A 17,159-nucleotide genomic window follows, 5' to 3' on the forward strand; every position below is an offset into this window, starting at 1 on the left:
ACGTGCGCCACGGGGCGCTTCCATTTAGCGTCCAACACCCCATATCCTTGCCTTAACCATCAGGAGGAACACATGCGCTATCAAAAGACCCAAGATGCCATTGAACGCCTGACCCCGGAAGAATACCGGGTAACTCAAGAAAACGGGACCGAGCGGGCGTTCACGGGCAAGTATGACAAGCACTATGAACCGGGGATCTATGTGGATATCGTCTCGGGCGAGCCGCTATTCTCGTCCTCGTCCAAGTTCAATTCTGGCTGCGGCTGGCCTGCGTTCTCGACCCCGATCGTAACCGCCCATGTGACGGAACACCGTGACAGCACCTTCGGAATGGAGCGGGTCGAGGTCCGGTCCAAGCATGGCGATAGTCACCTGGGGCACGTCTTCCCTGACGGCCCACGCGAAATGGGCGGGATGCGCTATTGCATCAACTCGGCCTCGCTGCGCTTTGTGCCGAAAGACCAGATGGAGGCCGAAGGCTATGGCGACTATCTTGACCTTGTGGAGGGAAACCAATGACTGAACGCGCAATTCTGGCCGGTGGCTGTTTCTGGGGCATGCAGGATTTGATCCGCAAGATGCCGGGCGTGGAAAAGACCCGTGTGGGATACACCGGCGGGGACGTTCCCAACGCGACCTATCGCAACCACGGCACTCATGCCGAAGGAATCGAGATCTGGTTTGATCCGGCCAAGATCAGCTATCGCACGCTGTTGGAGTTTTTCTTTCAGATCCACGATCCGACCACGGTGAATCGTCAGGGCAATGACCTTGGCACCAGCTACCGCTCGGGCATCTACTATCTGTCGGAAGACCAGAAAGCGATCGCGCTAGACACCATCGCAGATGTCGATGCCAGCGGGATTTGGCCGGGTAAAGTCGTGACCGAGGTGAAAGCCGCCGGTGATTTCTGGGACGCAGAACCCGAGCATCAGGATTACCTGGAGCGTCTGCCCAATGGCTATACCTGCCATTTCGCCCGCCCCGATTGGGTCCTGCCCAAACGCGCTGCTGAATAAGACAACGCATGACCCAACCAGATTTTGACAACAGCTTCGTCCGCGAGCTTCAGGGCTTTTATGTCGATTGGAAGGGCGCGCAAGTGCCCGACCCAAAGGTCTTGCGTCTGAACCGCCCTTTGGCGGACGAACTTGGCTTGGATGCAGATCACCTGATGACCCCGGATGGCGCGCAAGAGCTGGTAGGAATGCGCATTCCCGACGGCGGCAGTTCAGTCGCGATGGCTTATGCCGGGCACCAGTTCGGGGGGTTCTCGCCCCAACTGGGCGATGGCCGCGCGCTCTTGATTGGCGAGTTGATTGACAGAAACGGAAACCGCCGCGATCTGCACCTGAAAGGCTCGGGAAAGACGCCCTTTTCGCGTGGCGGCGACGGCAAAGCCGTGCTTGGCCCCGTCTTGCGCGAATACCTGTTGGGCGAGGCGATGCACGCCCTTGGCATCCCCACCACCCGCGCGCTTGCGGCCTCGACCACCGGCGAAACGGTGCTGCGTAACAATGGGCCTGAGCAGGGCGCTGTGCTGGCGCGGGTTGCTGCGTCTCACTTACGGGTCGGCACGTTCCAATTTTTTGCGGCGCGGGGCGACCATGGGCGCGTGAAGCAGCTGGCGGATTACGCCATCGCGCGGCATTACCCCGAAATCGCGGACACCGACGCACCGTATCTTGAGCTGTTCCGGCAAGTGCAGGCCCGTCAGGCTGCGCTGATCGCCAGCTGGGTGCATGTGGGCTTTGTCCACGGGGTTATGAACACCGACAACATGACCATCTCGGGCGAGACGATTGACTATGGCCCCTGCGCTTTCTTGGATGCCTACAGCCCGGACGCAGTGTTTTCCTCGATCGACCGGCAAGGGCGCTATGCGTTTGGAAACCAACCCAATCTGGCACATTGGAACCTTGCCCGGCTCGCGGAAACGCTGGTCTTGCTGATCAATCCTGATGACCAAGACGCGGCCATTTCACAGCTGATGGAAGTGCTGGAAGACTTCCCTGCGCAGTATCAGCAGCACTGGCTGGTTGGCATGCGCAAGAAGCTTGGCCTGTTCACCGCACGTGACGAGGATCTGGTTCTGGCGAACGATCTGCACAGCCTGATGCAAGAGGACGGCAGCGACTACACCCGCACCTTCCGCGCACTTTCGCGAGTGGCGGATGGGGATGCGACGGCGCTAGACGGGCTATTGCAGGCTGAGGGCACCGTAGACTGGATCGCGCGCTATCAACACCGGCTAAAACACGACGGCGAAAGCGATACGCGCGTGGCAGCAATGGACGCGGTCAATCCGATCTACATCCCGCGCAACCACAAGGTGGAAGAGGCTTTGGCGGCTGCATCTGACGGTGACATGGAACCGTTTGATCGGATGCTAAAAATTCTCAGCACCCCCTTCGTGGAACAGCAAGGCGCCGAGGCCTACACCCTGCCCGCCCCTGACGGGTTTGGACCCTACACGACCTATTGCGGGACCTAGCCGGGTACCAAGCTGTTCAGAATGTCGGTTTCCCGCCCTCAATAGACCATTCCCAATCGCTTCGCCGCGCTTGCCTTGTGGCAGAACGGGCCTGTATCAGGGATGCCTGAGCTGAGCTAAGGACCGCATATGTCGGATCTGTGGGAAGGAATAAGTCAGGCGCTCTGGCTGCTGGTGACGCTGGACGCGGATCTGGTCGAGATCACGCTGCGTTCGTTGCGCGTGACGCTGACAGCTTTGGTCATCGCCTGCGCCATCGCCCTGCCGATCGGAGCCTTCCTTGCCGTCCGCCGCTTCCGCGCCCGCCGTTTCACCATCGCGCTTTTGAACGCTCTGATGGGCCTGCCGCCTGTCGTGGTCGGGCTGATCGTCTATGTGCTGCTCAGTCGCTCCGGCCCCTTTGGCGTCTTCGGGCTGATCTTCACCCCGACCGCCATGATTATCGCGCAGGTGATCATCATCGTTCCGCTGATCGCATCCATCGCGCATCAGGCTCTGCGCGAACTTTGGTCTGACTACCACGACCTTCTGATCTCGTTGAACACAACGCAACGGCAACGCATGGCCGCGCTTTTGCGGGACGGACGTCGCGCACTTTTGACTGCCGCGTTGGCAGGTTTTGGCCGCGCCATTGGCGAGGTCGGCGCGATCATGATCGTTGGCGGCAATATCGACCACCACACCCGCGTCTTGACCACGGCCATCGCACTGGAAACCGGCAAGGGTGACTTTGCCATGGCACTGGGGCTGGGCTTTGTGTTGATCCTAATGGCGATTGCGGTGAACCTTGCAATCCACATCATCGGGCGCACCGAACAAGAGGGGCGCTGGTGATGAGCACCCTATTCCCTCTGATCCTGACCAGGGCCACAATCCGACGCAAAGGCAAGCGGTTGGTGGGTCCCATTGACCTGACACTCCAAGGCCAAGGCATCACCATCGTCATTGGCCCAAACGGGGCGGGGAAAACAACGCTTCTGCGGATGATGCACGGTATCGCCCGCCTTTCGGACGGCGCCATCACATGGGGCTGCGATCTGAACACAGCACGCCAAGCGCAATCTTTTGTCTTTCAGCAGCCAATCCTGATGCGACGCTCTGTGCGCGACAACATCGCCTATCCCCTACGCCTGCGTGGCGTTGCCAGAGATCAGGCCCGCGCGAAGGCCAGCAAAGTCGGGCAACAGGTCGGGCTTGGAGCAATGCTAGACCGCCCCGCCACCTTCCTGTCCGGTGGCGAACGGCAGAAGCTTGCCATCGCCCGCGCGACGATCACCGACCCAACGCTCTTGTTTCTGGATGAACCATGCGCCTCGCTTGATGGCCGCGCCACGCGCGAGATCGAAGAGATCCTGCTGCAAGCCGCGGCCTCGGGCACGCGCCTGATCATGTCCACCCATGACATGGGGCAGGCACGCCGCTTGGCGGATGATGTGATGTTTCTGCTGAACGGACAGATCCACGAACACGCGTCCGCAGACCAGTTTTTTGACCACCCCAAGACCCCGGAAACACGGGCTTTCCTGAACGGAGATATCGTCGAATGAAAACCTTTGTAGCTGGTCTTTGGCTTACCGTTGCCACCACCGGAGCAGCCTTTGCAGAAGACTTGAAACTGGCCGTTACAACGTCCTTTCACAACTCGGGTCTGGCCGAGGTTCTATTGCCCGCCATCAAAGACGACACCGGATTTGATGTGCAGCTTTTGGTCGTCGGCACGGGGCAAGCAATCCGCCTGGGTGAAGCGGGCGACGTGGATGCCATACTTGTGCATTCCCGCGCGGCGGAAGAGGCGTTTGTAGATGCGGGTCACGGCACCCATCGGCGCGAAATCATGTATAATGATTTTGTCCTAATCGGCCCCGCAGAGGACCCCGCCGGGATCAAAGCCGCCACCAGCGCGTCGGACGCGCTTGCGCGTATCTCGGACGCTGGCGCCGCTTTTATCAGCCGAGGTGATGACAGTGGCACACACAAAGCTGAAAAGCAGTTGTGGGCTGCCGCCGATCTGACGCCCGCTGCCGATTGGTATCGCGAGGCAGGTGCCGGAATGGGTGCTGCCCTAAACATCGCAGCAGGGATGCAAGCTTACATCTTGTCGGACCGCGCCAGCTGGCTGAACTTCGGCAACAAGGGGGATCTGGCCCTGCTGTTCGCTGGCGATCCAGTTCTGTTCAACCAATACGCCTTCCTGCCGGTGAACCCTGAAAATCACCCACATGTGAACGCCAAAGGGGCCCAGGTGCTTGAATCTTGGCTGATATCGGACCGCGCGCGCGAGTTGATTGACGGCTATCAGATCAACGGAGAAACCCTGTTTACCTTCAACGCGACACCCGCAGCCCGGTAGGACGCAACCGCAAAACAGCCTCGGGATCGCTGTAAAGAACAACGAACCCGAGTGTTTGCATGGGCACGCCACGTTGCCCATGAAATGTGCTTTCACCTTTTCCAAATCCCACCCCCGGTCGGATCAGCGTAAGCACAATTGGTTGTCGCGGGACGCTTAAGAAGCTTCCGTCGCGAGGAAACGTGCCGTTCGCCGGTCCAATTTCCGGCGGCGAGACATAGTGAAGCGAGTTGCCTCCCCGCGACGAAGCATCCCGACCAGTCCGAAGAAGATGAACCCAACCTGGATCAGGAAGGCACCCAGGTTGAAGGCATCAATCAAACTGGCCAGCACAAGCAACGCTGCCACGATTTTGGACAGCGAATACCCAGCGCCGTTGCCGCATGTATACCCACATTGAACCAGTGCGAACCCACCCACATAGATGGCCGATCCGATCACTCCTCCGAGCTGGAGAAGCCAAGGGTATCCCGCAAGAATTTCGAGAACATTTGGCAACTTAAAAAACCTCTTTGCATCAATACGATTGAATCTAAGAGGTCGCGGGGAAGGCGTCATACCCAAGTTAGGGTAAAATGATCCTAGGGCAGATATTTCTCCACCTCATCCAGCACGTCACGCCAGTGACGGAAGAACACAAGCTGCCCTGCATCGTCATACAAACGATAGTCGATCCAATCAAAATCGCCCCGGAATTCGGCCAAGGTCTCAAGTGGCACCTGTGGATCCTGGGCGCCATTCATATAGATCACAGGCAAGCGCCCTTTCAACGAATTGGCCAAGTCAGACCAATCATTTTGCTGCTCACCCATCACCATCCGCGAGAACGCCTCGTGCGCGGAATGCGTGTCAGTCAAAGCGGTTTCCGATCCTGTGACCATTGCCTCGAAAACCTCTGGGTTTTCAAAGGTTTCGATGTCCGCTGGATTATTTCCATAGACCGCATGAACGAAGCCACGCTTGCCGATTTTCCGCGCCAGATAGAACCCGGCTTTGACCATGAAGGGCAGAAGGTGCGGCGTGTATCGGGCACCGGCCAGAATGAAACGGTGCCATTTCTCCATCCGCTCATATTGCGCCTTTTTGGTCATGGGCAGCGTCCCAGCGCAAGCGATGATCGCCGTCAGTTCGACGTCGTCCTGTTCGGCCAGAGAAAAGGCGTAAAAACTGTCCGATCCCAGCGAAATCACCGGGCAACGGTCCACCCCTTCGGCTTGCATGATCTGGACCGTGTCGCGGGTGGCGCTGATGTCATAATCGACCGATTTCGGCACCATGTCAGATTGGCCAAATCCTGCGCGGACTGGAACAATAACCCGCAGTCCACGCGCCTGTGCCTCGGCCTCGGCCGAGGCAGGCCAGCGCACCAGACCATAGTCCAGAGGCAGGAACACGACAGGCTTGCCTGCCGGATCGCCCAGCACCAGATAATCCAGCCGCCGCCCGTCCGGCGTGATCAGAGTCTGGAAGCGGCGCTCTTCAAGCGTGGCATAGCCACGGCTAACAATGCGCGGGCCGGGATTGGCATTGATCGTCAGGTTCGACATATCCATGACCGACAGCGCAAGGCGCACCAGCTCGATCTGGCTTTTGGTTTCGGTTTTGGACAGGATCGACTTAATCTGAGCGCGCACCGTATCGATCGACCGGCCCCGCTGTTCGGCAATCTCTTTGACCGAACAGCATTCGACAAGACTTTGCACCACTTTGGCCTCAGCCCCGGTCAGGTCAAAAGCGCGTTTCAAGATGTCTTCAAACCCGTCCGGGCAGCTGACTTCCGACGAGGCCGCAAGAACGAACGCGCCCCGGTCGCCCACTTGGACCTCTTGCAGGCGCACCACGACGAAATGCCCCTTCTCGCGCGACCTCAGCCGCAGCACCGCAGTTTTGTCACCCGCTTCGGACGTCAAGGCGCGGGCGGCGACGCGAATGCTTTCAACGTCCTCTGGATTCACACGCATGGTTGCAATGTCATCGCCAAGCGATAGGCCCAACACCTGCTTGGCGGCCGAGTTCACGGCGGCGACCTTGTCCTGAGGGTCCAGAAGAAATGCCGCCACCTTATCAAAAGGTGCGATGGCCGCGTTCAGTTGGTCCTGCGTGCTGGACTGATCCAGTCGATCCAAAAACGCGCCCGCACGCTCAAAGTGGCTGGATATCGACTGGTCGTCCAACAGCCGCGGGGCAGACAGATCCACACCTTCGCGCATTGGTTTCAGGGCGGTTTCCCACAGATCCAGCAGCGTTTCGTACCGCGACGGATCAAGCGCCACATCATACAGGCGTTCGATTGCTTCATCACGGGTTTTGCCGGTCAGGCCATCTTCCTGGGCTGACATCGGATGAGCTGGTTCAGTCATATCCATACCGTGTCAGAGCGCCAATCGGCGCAGGGTTCGCATAGGTTAATTCTAGCAATCCGCACGTGCCCCGCCAAGGGGCGCAGGCTTACGGGAATCCCGTAGGAATCACCACTTGACGCAGGTTTTGCAGGCGAATGTTGTACGTCGCCCGAGGCGAGCAATCTCAGCTAGAACTAGCTATTTGCCATCAATCGCGCGACATCCAGCATCCGGTGCGAGAAGCCCCACTCGTTGTCATACCAGCCGAAAACCCGCAGCAATCCACCCTCACACACCGAGGTTTCGGGGCCGGAAATGACAATGCTTTCGGGGCGCATCCGCAAGTCGGACGAGACCAGAGGTTCCTCTGTCCAGCCCAGCACTTTCCCGGTTGCGCCTTCTTGCAGGATCGCGCGGGCCTGCGCCTCGTCGACCTCATCGCGCACACGCACGGTCAGATCGATACAGGATACAGACGCGGTGGGCACACGGATCGCGCGAGCCTCGACCTTGCCAGCCAATTGAGGCAGCACGTCGCCCACCAGTTTGTGGGCGCTGGTGGTGGTCGGCACCATCGACAGCGCCGCTGCCCGCGACCGCGCAGCATTGGCGCGGGGCTTGTCCACGGTGGGTTGGCTGCCCGTATAGCAGTGCACGGTGGTCATATGGCCCCCGATTACCCCCAAGCGGTCGTCCAGCAGCTTCAAAAGCGGCGCCAGCGCGTTTGTTGTACAGGATGCATTGGACACGATCCGATGCCCCGCCAACTGATCCTCGTTCGCGCCCAGCACGACGGTCACATCCGCCTCGGACGACGGACCCGAAATCAAGACATTGCGCGCGCCTGCTGCCAGTCCACGTTCAGCCACAGCGCGTTTGCCCGCCATGCCGGTGCATTCCATAACCACATCCACATTGGACAGGTCCATCGTGCTGATGTCGGGCTTGTCATAGAACGGGATGCTCTGCCCGTTGATCACAAGCGCCTGTTCCGCGGCTGAAACCTCGCCCGGGAAAGGACCGAATACGCTGTCGTACTTGAACAGATAGGCACAAGTATCCAAGCTTTCGATATCGTTGATAAAGGCCACTTCAAACGGCCCCATATCCTGCGCCAAGATACGCAGAATGGATCGGCCAATGCGGCCAAACCCGTTCAATCCGATGCGAATCTTCTGTGACATCGTTGATCCCTCGCGCGTGTTTCCGTGCCACAGAAGGGGAAATAGGCGGAAGGTTCAAGCATTTTGATCAAAACCCACTTAAGGGCATGTGGCGGTTCACATCCTTATAGAGCAGATAGCGAAACGGCCCCGGACCGCCCGCGTAACACGCTTGCGGGCAGAAGGCGCGCAGCCACATGTAGTCGCCGGCCTCGACCTCGACCCAATCTTGGTTCAGGCGATAGACGGCTTTGCCTTCCAGCACATAAAGCCCGTGTTCCATCACATGGGTTTCGGCGAATGGGATAACCCCGCCCGGCTGGAAAGTCACGATGTTCACATGCATGTCGTGGCGCAGATCCGAGGGATCGACGAACCGTGTCGTCGCCCATGCCTCGTCCGTGTCGGGCATTGGGATCGGGTCGTGATCGGCCTCGTTCGTGACGAAGGGCGTTGGGGCGTCAATGCCGTCGACCGGCTGATACCGCTTGCGGATCCAGTGGAAACTAACCGGCGCGTCCGAGCTGTTGGTCAACCTCCACGCACAACCCGCCGGAAGGAACGCATAGCCACCCGTCTGCATGTCATGCGTTGTCCCGTCGATGGTCACGCTCATCTCACCCTCGACGACGAACAACACCGCCTCGGCGTCCGGGTTATCCTCGGGCCGATTACTTCCGCCACCCGGCGCGACCTCGGCGATATAATGCGAGAATGTTTCAGCGAAGCCCGACAGCGGACGCGCCAAGACCCAAAACCGCGAATCCTTCCAATGCGGCAGGGCCGAAGTCGTGATGTCCGACAACGTCCCCTTAGGGATCACGGCGTAGGCATCCGTAAACACCGCGCGATCCGTTAAAAGCTGGGTCTGCGGCGGCAAGCCGCCCTTGGGCGTGTAATAGGTCGGTTTCTTCATCAGGGCCTCCGATTGACGCCCCATTCAATCGCAAGACGGCACACCCGCCAAGGTTTTTCACGCGGAACCTATGACGAATGCTCACGTTTTCGTATGCCTCATGGACGAGAGGTGCAGATTTGGTCCAGATAACCAAGAAACGCCGCAATAAATTGGCGAAGGGAAAGGACGCGTCATGCTGGACGCTTATGCACGCAAACTGATAGATCCGCCGCTGGATCGGGCTGGCGGCCTGCTGGCTCGGGTGGGCATTAGCGCCAATGCCGTGACTTTGGTCGGGCTGGGCCTTGGCCTGCTGGCCGCGGTCAGCATCGTGTTTGGGCAGTTCGTGCTGGCTCTTTGGCTGGTTCTGGCCTCGCGCCTTGCGGATGGTCTGGACGGAGCCGTCGCCCGCGCCAGCACGCGCTCCGATTTCGGCGGCTATCTGGATATCACCGCCGACTTTGCCTTCTACGGCGCCATTCCGCTGGCGTTCATTCTGTACGATCCCTCCACGAACGGCATTGCAGGCGCGATCCTGCTGCTGAGCTTTTATGTGAATGGCGCCAGCTTTCTGGGTTATGCCATCCTCGCTGCAAAGAAAGGGCTCGAGACCCGCACGCAGGGCGTCAAATCGCTCTACTATTCCAACGGCATCCTCGAGGGCACGGAAACCATCCTGTTCTTCGTGCTTCTCTGCCTTGCCCCCCGTTTCTTCATGCCCTTGGCATGGCTGTTTGCCATCGCCTGTTTCGCCACCGCCATTCTGCGTGTCTGGGGTGCGTATCAGGCCTTTGGCCCCTCTCTTTCTGATCAACAGGAGTCCAAATGAAACACCTTGCTCTTGCCGCCAGCCTGCTGGCGTCGACCCTTCTGCCCACGGCCAGCATTGCCGATCCAGATCCCGCGAATTGGGACGCAGTACTGGACGAGGCGAAAGGCCAGACCGTGTATTGGAACGCATGGGGTGGTTCGCCCACCACGAACGCGTTCATCGAATGGGCAGGCGACCAAATCCAAGCACGCTATGGCGTGACGCTGGAGCATGTGAAGCTGACCGACACCGCCGACGCCGTAACCCGCGTTTTGTCAGAAAAGCAAGCCGGTCAGGATGATGATGGCGCGATCGACATGATCTGGATTAACGGGGCCAATTTTGCCTCGATGAAGGAAAACGGCCTGCTGTTTGGCCCGTTTTCCGAGGATCTACCGAACTGGCAATTCGTGGACGCGGAAGGCAAGACTGTGCGCACAGACTTTACGGTTCCCGTCGAAGGCTATGAAGCTCCGTGGGCAATGGCGCAGGTGGTGTTCATGTATGACACCGCGGATATTGCCGAGCCACTTCCGTCCGCTGCCGCGATCCTTGAATGGGCCAAAACCCATCCCGGCCGCTTCACCTATCCCCAGCCGCCTGACTTCCTGGGCACGACCTTCCTGAAGCAAATGCTGGTCGAGCTGCTGGACGATCCCTCGGTTCTGGCCGCGCCTGTGTCTGACAAAAACTACGCCGACGTGACCGCTCCACTGTGGGATTATCTGGAAGAGCTGACCCCCGCCCTGTGGCGCGAGGGCCGCACCTATCCGCCCAACGGCACCCGCCAGATCCAGCTGATCAATGACGGCGAGCTAGACATGGCTGTCTCGTTCAGCCCCAGCGCGGCCTCGACCGCGATTGCCAATTACGAGCTGCCCGACACAGTGCGCACCTTCGTTCTGGACAAAGGCACCATCGGCAACGCGTCCTTCGTGGCGATCCCCTATAACTCGGGATCGAAAGCGGGCGCGATGGTGCTGGCTGACTTCCTGATGTCGCCCGAGGCGCAGGCCAACGCCCAAGACCCGAACGTGCTGGGCTATGGCACCGTTCTGAACATGGCCGCCCTGTCTGACGAAGACCGCGCCCGTTTTGACGCGCTGGATCTGGGTATCGCCACACTGACCCCGGCCCAGCTTGGCCGCGTGCAGGACGAACCCCACCCCAGCTGGATGACCCGCATCGCGGAAGACTGGCAGACACGCTACGGCGTTCAGTAAAACATCTGATTGCCCCGCGTCCTGCACGCGGGGCACTATCTCACCATGACCCGCTTCCCCCGCCTTCCCCTGTTTCCTTTGCTGACGGTCCTGTTCCTGCTCGGGCCGCTAGTGGCGGGGTTGTGGGGTACGCTTCTGCCCGCCTTTGGGCACTTCCCGGTGGGCGGGCAACATGGGCCATCGCTCGACCCGTTTCGCGCGCTTCTGGACTGGCCCGGACTGCCCGATGCGTCCCGGCTGTCACTGGTCACGGGCATTGTCTCGGCCCTGCTGTCGCTGGCGATTACGACTTTGATCCTTGCGGGCTGGACAGGAACCCGTGGGTTTCGGGTGCTCGAGCGCCTTTTGTCACCCTTCCTGTCTGTTCCCCATGCCGCCGCCGCCTTCGGGCTGGCCTTTCTGATCGCCCCATCAGGCTGGATCGCACGACTGTTCTCCCCGTGGCTAACCGGGTGGGACCGACCGCCCGACCTTTTGATCCTGAACGACCCGTGGGGGCTGTCGCTTATCGCTGGCATGGTGGTGAAAGAGGTTCCGTTCCTGCTGCTCATGTCCATCGCCGCACTTGGCCAAATCGACGGTCGCCGCCGCATGGCGTTAAGCCAAAGCATGGGATACGGCCGCATAAAGGCGTGGATGATCGCCATCTTCCCAGCGCTTTACGCCCGCATCCGACTGCCTGTCCTTGTGGTCCTGACATGGGCCATGTCCGTGGTGGATGTGGCAGTGATCCTTGGCCCATCAACTCCGCCCACCCTGTCGGTGCAAATCGTACGCTGGATGTCCGACCCGGATATCGGCTTCCGCCTGCTCGCCGCCGCCGCCGCACTATGGCAGCTGGCACTGGTCGTCGCGGGCGTCGGCCTGTGGTTTCTGGGCGAACACCTGATTGCCCGTCTAGCCCGTCGTCACGTAGAAACCGGGCAACGCGGGCGCAGCGACGCTACCCTCCGCGTCGCAGGCTTCGCCCTAGGTACTACCGTCTCGCTGTCTCTGCTTCTGGGCTTCCTTGGCCTGATCATCTGGTCCTTCGCCGGGTTCTGGAGCTTCCCTGACCTGCTGCCCGACCAGTTCACCCTGCGCAGCTGGATGCGCCACCGAACGGGCAGTCTGGATGCGCTGGGAGAGACCGCGCTGATCGCCGGGGTCTCGGTCTCGATCGGGATGATCCTGACCATTGGCTGTCTGGAGACCGAGGAAAGATACGGCCTGCGCATGACTCAGCGCGGGATGTGGCTGATCTATTTGCCGCTGATCCTGCCGCAAACCGCCTTCCTACCGGGGTTGCAAACGCTGCTGCTGAACCTTGGGCTTGGAATGGGACGCGTGCCGGTCATTTTGGTGCATCTGGTCTTCGTCTTGCCCTATCTGCGCCTGTCGCTGGAAGGCCCATGGAGGGCGTGGGACAACCGGCAAGCCACAGTCGCCAAGGCGATGGGGGCCTCGCCAAACCAGATCCTGTGGCGCGTGCGTCTGCCCATGCTGCTGGCTCCGCTTTTAACCGCAACCGCCGTCGGCGTTGCCGTGTCGGTCGGACAATACCTGCCCACGCTTCTGGCAGGCGGAGGTCGGGTCGAGACCTTGACGACCGAGGCCGTCGCCTTGGCATCCGGCGGGGATCGTCGCGCCATTGGTGTCTTCGGCCTGATGCAAACTGCCGCCGCGATGCTGCCCTTCGCGCTGGCCTTGGCGCTGCCAGCTTTGGTATGGCGCAACCGAAAGGGGCTTTTGAATGGGTAATGGATTGCATCTGGATCAGGTCCGCATCCTGAAAGACGGCGCCAAGCTGATCGAGATCGACACGCATGTCGCGCCCGGATCGGTGCTGACGCTCATGGGGCCTAGCGGCGTTGGGAAATCCACGCTGCTATCCGCGATCATTGGCACCCTGCCCCCGGCGTTCGCACTGCACGGCCATGTCCGTTTGGAAGGCCGCGACCTGCTGCCCTTGCCGCCCGAGGATCGCTGCGTCGGGATCCTTTTCCAAGACGCGCTTCTGTTCCCGCATCTCAGCGTCGGGGCCAATCTGGCCTTTGGGCTGGCCCAAGGCGGCCCGCGGGCCGAACGTCGCGCGCAGATTGACTCTGCTTTGGCAGAAGTGGGACTGGAGGGCTTCGCTGACCGAGACCCCGAAACCCTGTCGGGTGGGCAGCGGGCACGGGTGGCGTTGATGCGGATGCTTCTGTCAGAACCAAAGGCGCTGTTGCTGGACGAGCCCTTTTCCGGCCTTGATGCCGCCCTGCGCCAACAGGTGCGCGCGCTGGTGTTTGACCACGCCAAAGCCCGAGCTTTGCCGGTTCTGATGGTCACCCATGATCAGGAAGACGCGGATGCAGCTGGGGGCGAGTTGGTGAGGCTCGGCTAAATCCTAACCAGCTTCCGGTTTTCCAGACGATAGCCATCGGGCGCAATCTCGGCCCGGAAATCAGGGGCATGGCTGACCAGCAAGATCGCTTGATCCAGCCCTTTCAGGATCTCGGTCAGGCGGGCGTAGTTGTCCGGGTCCAGCGCGTTGGTGGGTTCGTCCAAGATCAGCACTTCGGGTTCCATTGCCAACACGGTGGCCAGTGTCACCAGACGCTTTTCGCCGCCCGACAGCTTGTGCGTAATTCGGTCGCGCAGATGCATTAGGCTAAGGCGGGTCAGCACCTGATCAACAATCGCCAATGCCTCGTCCTTGGACTTGCCTAAGTTCAGGGGGCCAAAGGCTACATCCTCGGCCACGGTGGGGCAGAACAGCTGATCATCCGCGTCCTGAAAGACAAACCCGATGCGGCGGCGGACTTCGTGGAAATCGGCTTCCTCGGTGCGGGGTTTGCCAAAGGCGCTGATGGTTCCGGCACTAGGCGGCATGAGCCCCATGATAAGCTTCAGAAGCGTCGACTTACCCGCACCATTCGGCCCGACAATCGACAGACGCTCGCCCGGATCCATCCGCATGGACGCCCCGTCCAGCACCGGTTCAAGCCCCGGATAGGCGAAATGGATGTCATTGAGTTCAAGCAGCGGCATATGCGACCTCGGCCCAGATCAGGGCAGCCAGAGCAAGCAGCATCGCGCCTGCAAACATTACATCGGTACGGGTCAGGCGGAACTCTTCCAGCAAAACGATCCGACCAGAAAAGCCACGGCATTTCATCGCCGCCAGAATACGTTCGGACCGTTCAATCGCGCGCACCAGCATCATGCCCACCAAATAGCCATAGCTGCGATAAGTGTGCCAGTTGGTGCCGGGGCGAAACCCGCGCAGTTTCATCGAGGTGCGCAACCGCATGTATTCTTCACGCAGCACGTCGATATAGCGGATCGTGAACATCATCAGATGGACCAGCCGCTCGGGCGTTTTTAGTGCAAAGAGCGCGTGACCCATCGTGACCGGCTCCATCGAGCCGACCAGCGTCATCACCGCCAGAATGACCGCGTTGGCGGTCAGCGCGATCTCGGTCGCGCGCCAGAGACCTTCCCATGTGGCGTCAAACCCGAACACCGAAAACATCGGCGTGCCGGGCATGGTGAAGGGCAGCAGGATCAAGGTGAAGATGATGAACCCATCCATCATCGCCATGCGTTTCAATGTCTTCTGAAACGGCAGGCCTGAAATGGCCAAGAGCCACATCGACAGGATCAGTGCTCCGGATAGAACCCGCAGGTCATCCAGCGCGACTACGGTGATCGCATAAATCACGGTCATCACGATGCGCATACGCGGGTCAAGCGACGACACGGCCGCCCGAAGTGCGCCAAAACCGGTAAGCGGCTTGTCTTCCCCTGTCAGGACATAGGTCACTTGCCGCCCTCCATCTTGCGGCGAGCGGCGATATAGAAGCCCAGACCGAAAAGGCCGACGATATAGCCAATCCCGCCCAAAACGGTCTGCAGATCGTTCTTGTTCTTATAGGCGCTGATTTCCTGCCGCAGGGGGCGCAACTCGGTGCGGATCATCGTGGCAAGCTCGGCGCGTGCTTGATCGGATAATCCGGCGGGAACCAATTCCGAGGTGGAAGGCGCTCCATTCAGAACCGACGCGGCGGCGCTGGTCTCAGCGGCCTCTTGCCCCATCAGTTGGGCGACCTCGGCGGCGGGCATGATGACCTCGGCCACGTGGCCTGCGCCCAGATCGCCTCGGAAGATATGGGCGACGGGTTGCGTGGGTGTATAGAGGAAGAAACCGTCCGCGTCGGTCACGGTCTCGCCCAGTTTTTTACCTGCCTCGTCAAAGACCTCGATTGTCAGGTCGGTGGCCATAGCGCCGTTAGAAAACCCAATCTCGCCTTCGATGTCGGACCCAGACGGGAAGACAGACGAAATGACGTTGTGGGCCAGAGCCGGAACGGGAGCTGCCAAGACTAGGATCAGCGCAAGTGATCGGATCATGCCCATCCCCCTTTCGAGCCCGTAAACAGCTCGGGCTTCACGCGGCGGGCCAGGAAGATAGCCGCGCCGGACAGAAGCGCTTCGATGATGATGACTGGAATATGCGCGACGAAAACCAGTTTGGCGGCAGGGATGAATTCGTCCCCTGACAGCGCCAGAGAAAACGCCACAGCCAAAGTTGTGACTGCGATGGCGAAACCGCCGCCAATTCCGCCCCAAATCGCGCCCTGCATAGGTGTGCCACGGGCAACGAGGCGACCAAAGATCAGACCGGCCAGCACGGCGGGCCCGGCGATATTGATCGCATTCACACCCAACACGGTCAGACCGCCGAAGCCAAAGAACACCGCCTGCAACAGCAGACCGACGAACAGCGCCGGGAATGCGGCCCAGCCCAGCACCAGCCCGGCCAATCCGTTCAGGATCAGGTGGACCGAGCTTGGGCCGATGGGCACATGGATCAGAGAGGCGACGAAGAAGCTTGCGGACAGCACACCCGCTGCCGGAATACGCTCAAGCGGCAGCTTTTTCAGACCCATCGCGATACCGCCCACAGCCAAGACCGCACCGCTGATCAGCACGGGGTTTGACAAGGCTCCATCTACAATGTGCATCGCGCGTTCCTTACTTCAGCTCTGTGGCGTGGACCCACAGAACCGCGTCTTGGCTAAGCTCTTTGCCGTCGTGTTCGGTGATTGGTCCCGACCCCAAGGCCGCGAAGCCCCAGTTGCCCGCTTTTGGAATGCCAAAGGTGAAGACGCCATTTGCGTCGGTCAGAGCTACAATGGTCCCGCCCGGCATCGCGCCGACCGAGCTATCAGTTGTGGAGAACGCGGCCAAATCCGGCTCGGCGGCCATATATTCGATCTCGATTTCAGCACCCGGAACCGGCTTACCTTCGGACAGAACCACGCCCGAGAAGGTCGAGCCGACCACGACGTTATAGGGCTTGTTCAGCGGCAGGATTTCAGTCGGCAGGCCAACGGGCTGATCCCAATCGGTGGGCAGCGTGTTGCGGTTTAGAACCGACTTGGTGATCTGCTGAATGTAGATGTCTTCGCTTTGCTCGTAATACGGGGCAGGCACTGTCACGACCACATAGTCGCCCGAGCGCTTGACCGGTACGGAGGCGGTGAAAGCGGCAGCTTCATTATGCTTGCCCTTGAAAGCGGCCGGGGCCACGCGATCCATCAGGTCGGTCTTCTTGCCGTTGTGGACCATGAAGAATTCCTGCGGAGCAGCCATATCCATGGCGTGCCCGTTCTCCATCGGGTGCCAGAAGATCAAGCCCATCGGCACATCGCCGGGCTTCTCAATCAACACGTCATCAGTGTGCTGAAGAAGAAAATGCGCCTGTGCGGCAACGGGTATTAATGTGGCCAGTGCAGCGGCCAGAACTGTTTTTCTCATGTCGTCCTCATTCGACGTCACAGGTATTACCTGCAATCAAATGAACGAACGGGGTTTTGGCACGGGAGGGTCTTTGGACCGCCGGGCCAGACGC

General features: G+C 60.1%; 19 protein-coding genes. 10 read left to right on the forward strand and 9 right to left on the reverse strand.

The annotated features are described in order from the left end of the window. The first annotated feature begins 72 nt into the window (after positions 1-72). From msrB to ACP15F_RS12435, 6 genes are all read left to right on the forward strand, one after another. Positions 73-519, forward strand: coding sequence for a peptide-methionine (R)-S-oxide reductase MsrB (gene msrB, locus ACP15F_RS12410; protein WP_424941144.1), 447 nt, complete (start codon positions 73-75; stop codon positions 517-519). After that, the gene (gene msrA, locus ACP15F_RS12415) at positions 516-1,019 is read left to right on the forward strand and encodes a peptide-methionine (S)-S-oxide reductase MsrA (protein ID WP_424941145.1); all 504 of its coding nucleotides are present in this window, start codon (positions 516-518) and stop codon (positions 1,017-1,019) included. Before msrB ends, msrA begins: the two co-directional genes overlap by 4 nt. 8 nt (positions 1,020-1,027) lie before the next feature. Further along, the gene (locus ACP15F_RS12420; protein WP_424941146.1) at positions 1,028-2,494 is read left to right on the forward strand and encodes a protein adenylyltransferase SelO; all 1,467 of its coding nucleotides are present in this window, start codon (positions 1,028-1,030) and stop codon (positions 2,492-2,494) included. A gap of 129 nt (positions 2,495-2,623) precedes the next feature. Continuing rightward, positions 2,624-3,328: an ABC transporter permease gene (locus tag ACP15F_RS12425; protein WP_424941147.1), complete on the forward strand. Its 705-nt coding sequence runs from the start codon at positions 2,624-2,626 to the stop codon at positions 3,326-3,328. Further along, positions 3,328-4,041 (forward strand): ATP-binding cassette domain-containing protein, encoded by a 714-nt coding sequence (locus ACP15F_RS12430; protein WP_424941148.1) that lies wholly within the window; start codon positions 3,328-3,330, stop codon positions 4,039-4,041. Before ACP15F_RS12425 ends, ACP15F_RS12430 begins: the two co-directional genes overlap by 1 nt. Continuing rightward, entirely contained in the window at positions 4,038-4,844 is an 807-nt protein-coding gene (locus tag ACP15F_RS12435) for a substrate-binding domain-containing protein (protein ID WP_424941149.1), read from the forward strand. The genes ACP15F_RS12430 and ACP15F_RS12435 overlap by 4 nt, the downstream gene beginning before the upstream one ends. A 156-nt stretch (positions 4,845-5,000) precedes the next feature. Here ACP15F_RS12435 and ACP15F_RS12440 read toward each other — a convergent pair whose 3' ends face one another. The 4 genes from ACP15F_RS12440 to ACP15F_RS12455 all read right to left on the reverse strand — a co-directional run bounded on the left by ACP15F_RS12440 (position 5,001) and on the right by ACP15F_RS12455 (position 9,265). Further along, on the reverse strand, positions 5,001-5,402 hold the full coding sequence (locus tag ACP15F_RS12440; RefSeq protein WP_424941630.1) for a CBU_0592 family membrane protein: 402 nt from the start codon (positions 5,400-5,402) through the stop codon (positions 5,001-5,003). Between the two features lie 23 nt (positions 5,403-5,425). Continuing rightward, entirely contained in the window at positions 5,426-7,204 is a 1,779-nt protein-coding gene (locus ACP15F_RS12445) for a helix-turn-helix transcriptional regulator (protein ID WP_424941150.1), read from the reverse strand. Positions 7,205-7,380: 176 nt separating this feature from the next. Beyond that, positions 7,381-8,370 (reverse strand): type I glyceraldehyde-3-phosphate dehydrogenase, encoded by a 990-nt coding sequence (locus tag ACP15F_RS12450; RefSeq protein ID WP_424941151.1) that lies wholly within the window; start codon positions 8,368-8,370, stop codon positions 7,381-7,383. A gap of 67 nt (positions 8,371-8,437) precedes the next feature. Then, positions 8,438-9,265 carry a bifunctional allantoicase/(S)-ureidoglycine aminohydrolase gene (locus ACP15F_RS12455; RefSeq protein WP_424941152.1) on the reverse strand — a complete coding sequence of 276 codons (828 nt, stop codon included), beginning with the start codon at positions 9,263-9,265 and terminating at the stop codon, positions 8,438-8,440. A gap of 175 nt (positions 9,266-9,440) precedes the next feature. Here ACP15F_RS12455 and ACP15F_RS12460 point away from each other — a divergent pair, with 175 nt between their 5' ends. From ACP15F_RS12460 to ACP15F_RS12475, 4 genes are read left to right on the forward strand one after another with little or no spacing between them, the layout of a single operon-like run. Further along, positions 9,441-10,076 (forward strand): CDP-alcohol phosphatidyltransferase family protein, encoded by a 636-nt coding sequence (locus tag ACP15F_RS12460; protein WP_424941153.1) that lies wholly within the window; start codon positions 9,441-9,443, stop codon positions 10,074-10,076. Beyond that, on the forward strand, positions 10,073-11,281 hold the full coding sequence (locus ACP15F_RS12465) for an ABC transporter substrate-binding protein (protein ID WP_424941154.1): 1,209 nt from the start codon (positions 10,073-10,075) through the stop codon (positions 11,279-11,281). Before ACP15F_RS12460 ends, ACP15F_RS12465 begins: the two co-directional genes overlap by 4 nt. A 45-nt stretch (positions 11,282-11,326) precedes the next feature. Then, positions 11,327-13,021, forward strand: coding sequence for an ABC transporter permease (locus ACP15F_RS12470; RefSeq protein WP_424941155.1), 1,695 nt, complete (start codon positions 11,327-11,329; stop codon positions 13,019-13,021). Further along, positions 13,014-13,646: an ATP-binding cassette domain-containing protein gene (locus tag ACP15F_RS12475; RefSeq protein ID WP_424941156.1), complete on the forward strand. Its 633-nt coding sequence runs from the start codon at positions 13,014-13,016 to the stop codon at positions 13,644-13,646. The genes ACP15F_RS12470 and ACP15F_RS12475 overlap by 8 nt, the downstream gene beginning before the upstream one ends. Here the strand turns inward: ACP15F_RS12475 and ACP15F_RS12480 are convergent. The 5 genes from ACP15F_RS12480 to ACP15F_RS12500 are packed head-to-tail and all read right to left on the reverse strand — an operon-like array spanning position 13,643 to position 17,065. Further along, entirely contained in the window at positions 13,643-14,293 is a 651-nt protein-coding gene (locus ACP15F_RS12480) for an energy-coupling factor ABC transporter ATP-binding protein (RefSeq protein WP_424941157.1), read from the reverse strand. The genes ACP15F_RS12475 and ACP15F_RS12480 overlap by 4 nt on opposite strands. After that, complete coding sequence (cbiQ, locus tag ACP15F_RS12485; RefSeq protein WP_424941158.1) at positions 14,280-15,068, reverse strand: cobalt ECF transporter T component CbiQ; 789 nt, start codon at positions 15,066-15,068, stop codon at positions 14,280-14,282. Before cbiQ ends, ACP15F_RS12480 begins: the two co-directional genes overlap by 14 nt. Beyond that, positions 15,065-15,655 (reverse strand): cobalt ABC transporter permease, encoded by a 591-nt coding sequence (locus ACP15F_RS12490; protein ID WP_424941159.1) that lies wholly within the window; start codon positions 15,653-15,655, stop codon positions 15,065-15,067. The genes cbiQ and ACP15F_RS12490 overlap by 4 nt, the downstream gene beginning before the upstream one ends. After that, complete coding sequence (gene cbiM, locus ACP15F_RS12495; protein ID WP_424941160.1) at positions 15,652-16,269, reverse strand: cobalt transporter CbiM; 618 nt, start codon at positions 16,267-16,269, stop codon at positions 15,652-15,654. The genes ACP15F_RS12490 and cbiM overlap by 4 nt, the downstream gene beginning before the upstream one ends. A gap of 10 nt (positions 16,270-16,279) precedes the next feature. After that, positions 16,280-17,065 (reverse strand): DUF4198 domain-containing protein, encoded by a 786-nt coding sequence (locus ACP15F_RS12500; protein ID WP_424941161.1) that lies wholly within the window; start codon positions 17,063-17,065, stop codon positions 16,280-16,282. Between the last annotated feature and the right edge of the window lie 94 nt (positions 17,066-17,159).

The sequence above is a fragment of the Aliiroseovarius sp. S253 genome (genome assembly GCF_049800855.1).
Lineage (GTDB): Bacteria > Pseudomonadota > Alphaproteobacteria > Rhodobacterales > Rhodobacteraceae > Aliiroseovarius.

Bases quoted from the DNA above. Each gene is read 5' to 3' on its own strand.
- ACP15F_RS12420 (WP_424941146.1), top strand. From the start codon at position 1,028: ATGACCCAACCAGATTTTGACAACAGCTTCGTCCGCGAGCTTCAGGGC.
- cbiM (WP_424941160.1), bottom strand. From the start codon at position 16,269: ATGCACATTGTAGATGGAGCCTTGTCAAACCCCGTGCTGATCAGCGGT.
- ACP15F_RS12465 (WP_424941154.1), top strand. From the start codon at position 10,073: ATGAAACACCTTGCTCTTGCCGCCAGCCTGCTGGCGTCGACCCTTCTG.
- ACP15F_RS12475 (WP_424941156.1), top strand. From the start codon at position 13,014: ATGGGTAATGGATTGCATCTGGATCAGGTCCGCATCCTGAAAGACGGC.
- ACP15F_RS12455 (WP_424941152.1), bottom strand. From the start codon at position 9,265: ATGAAGAAACCGACCTATTACACGCCCAAGGGCGGCTTGCCGCCGCAG.
- msrA (WP_424941145.1), top strand. From the start codon at position 516: ATGACTGAACGCGCAATTCTGGCCGGTGGCTGTTTCTGGGGCATGCAG.
- ACP15F_RS12470 (WP_424941155.1), top strand. From the start codon at position 11,327: ATGACCCGCTTCCCCCGCCTTCCCCTGTTTCCTTTGCTGACGGTCCTG.
- ACP15F_RS12500 (WP_424941161.1), bottom strand. From the start codon at position 17,065: ATGAGAAAAACAGTTCTGGCCGCTGCACTGGCCACATTAATACCCGTT.
- ACP15F_RS12490 (WP_424941159.1), bottom strand. From the start codon at position 15,655: ATGATCCGATCACTTGCGCTGATCCTAGTCTTGGCAGCTCCCGTTCCG.
- ACP15F_RS12460 (WP_424941153.1), top strand. From the start codon at position 9,441: ATGCTGGACGCTTATGCACGCAAACTGATAGATCCGCCGCTGGATCGG.
- ACP15F_RS12435 (WP_424941149.1), top strand. From the start codon at position 4,038: ATGAAAACCTTTGTAGCTGGTCTTTGGCTTACCGTTGCCACCACCGGA.
- ACP15F_RS12445 (WP_424941150.1), bottom strand. From the start codon at position 7,204: ATGACTGAACCAGCTCATCCGATGTCAGCCCAGGAAGATGGCCTGACC.
- ACP15F_RS12440 (WP_424941630.1), bottom strand. From the start codon at position 5,402: ATGACGCCTTCCCCGCGACCTCTTAGATTCAATCGTATTGATGCAAAG.
- ACP15F_RS12480 (WP_424941157.1), bottom strand. From the start codon at position 14,293: ATGCCGCTGCTTGAACTCAATGACATCCATTTCGCCTATCCGGGGCTT.
- ACP15F_RS12430 (WP_424941148.1), top strand. From the start codon at position 3,328: ATGAGCACCCTATTCCCTCTGATCCTGACCAGGGCCACAATCCGACGC.
- ACP15F_RS12450 (WP_424941151.1), bottom strand. From the start codon at position 8,370: ATGTCACAGAAGATTCGCATCGGATTGAACGGGTTTGGCCGCATTGGC.
- msrB (WP_424941144.1), top strand. From the start codon at position 73: ATGCGCTATCAAAAGACCCAAGATGCCATTGAACGCCTGACCCCGGAA.
- ACP15F_RS12425 (WP_424941147.1), top strand. From the start codon at position 2,624: ATGTCGGATCTGTGGGAAGGAATAAGTCAGGCGCTCTGGCTGCTGGTG.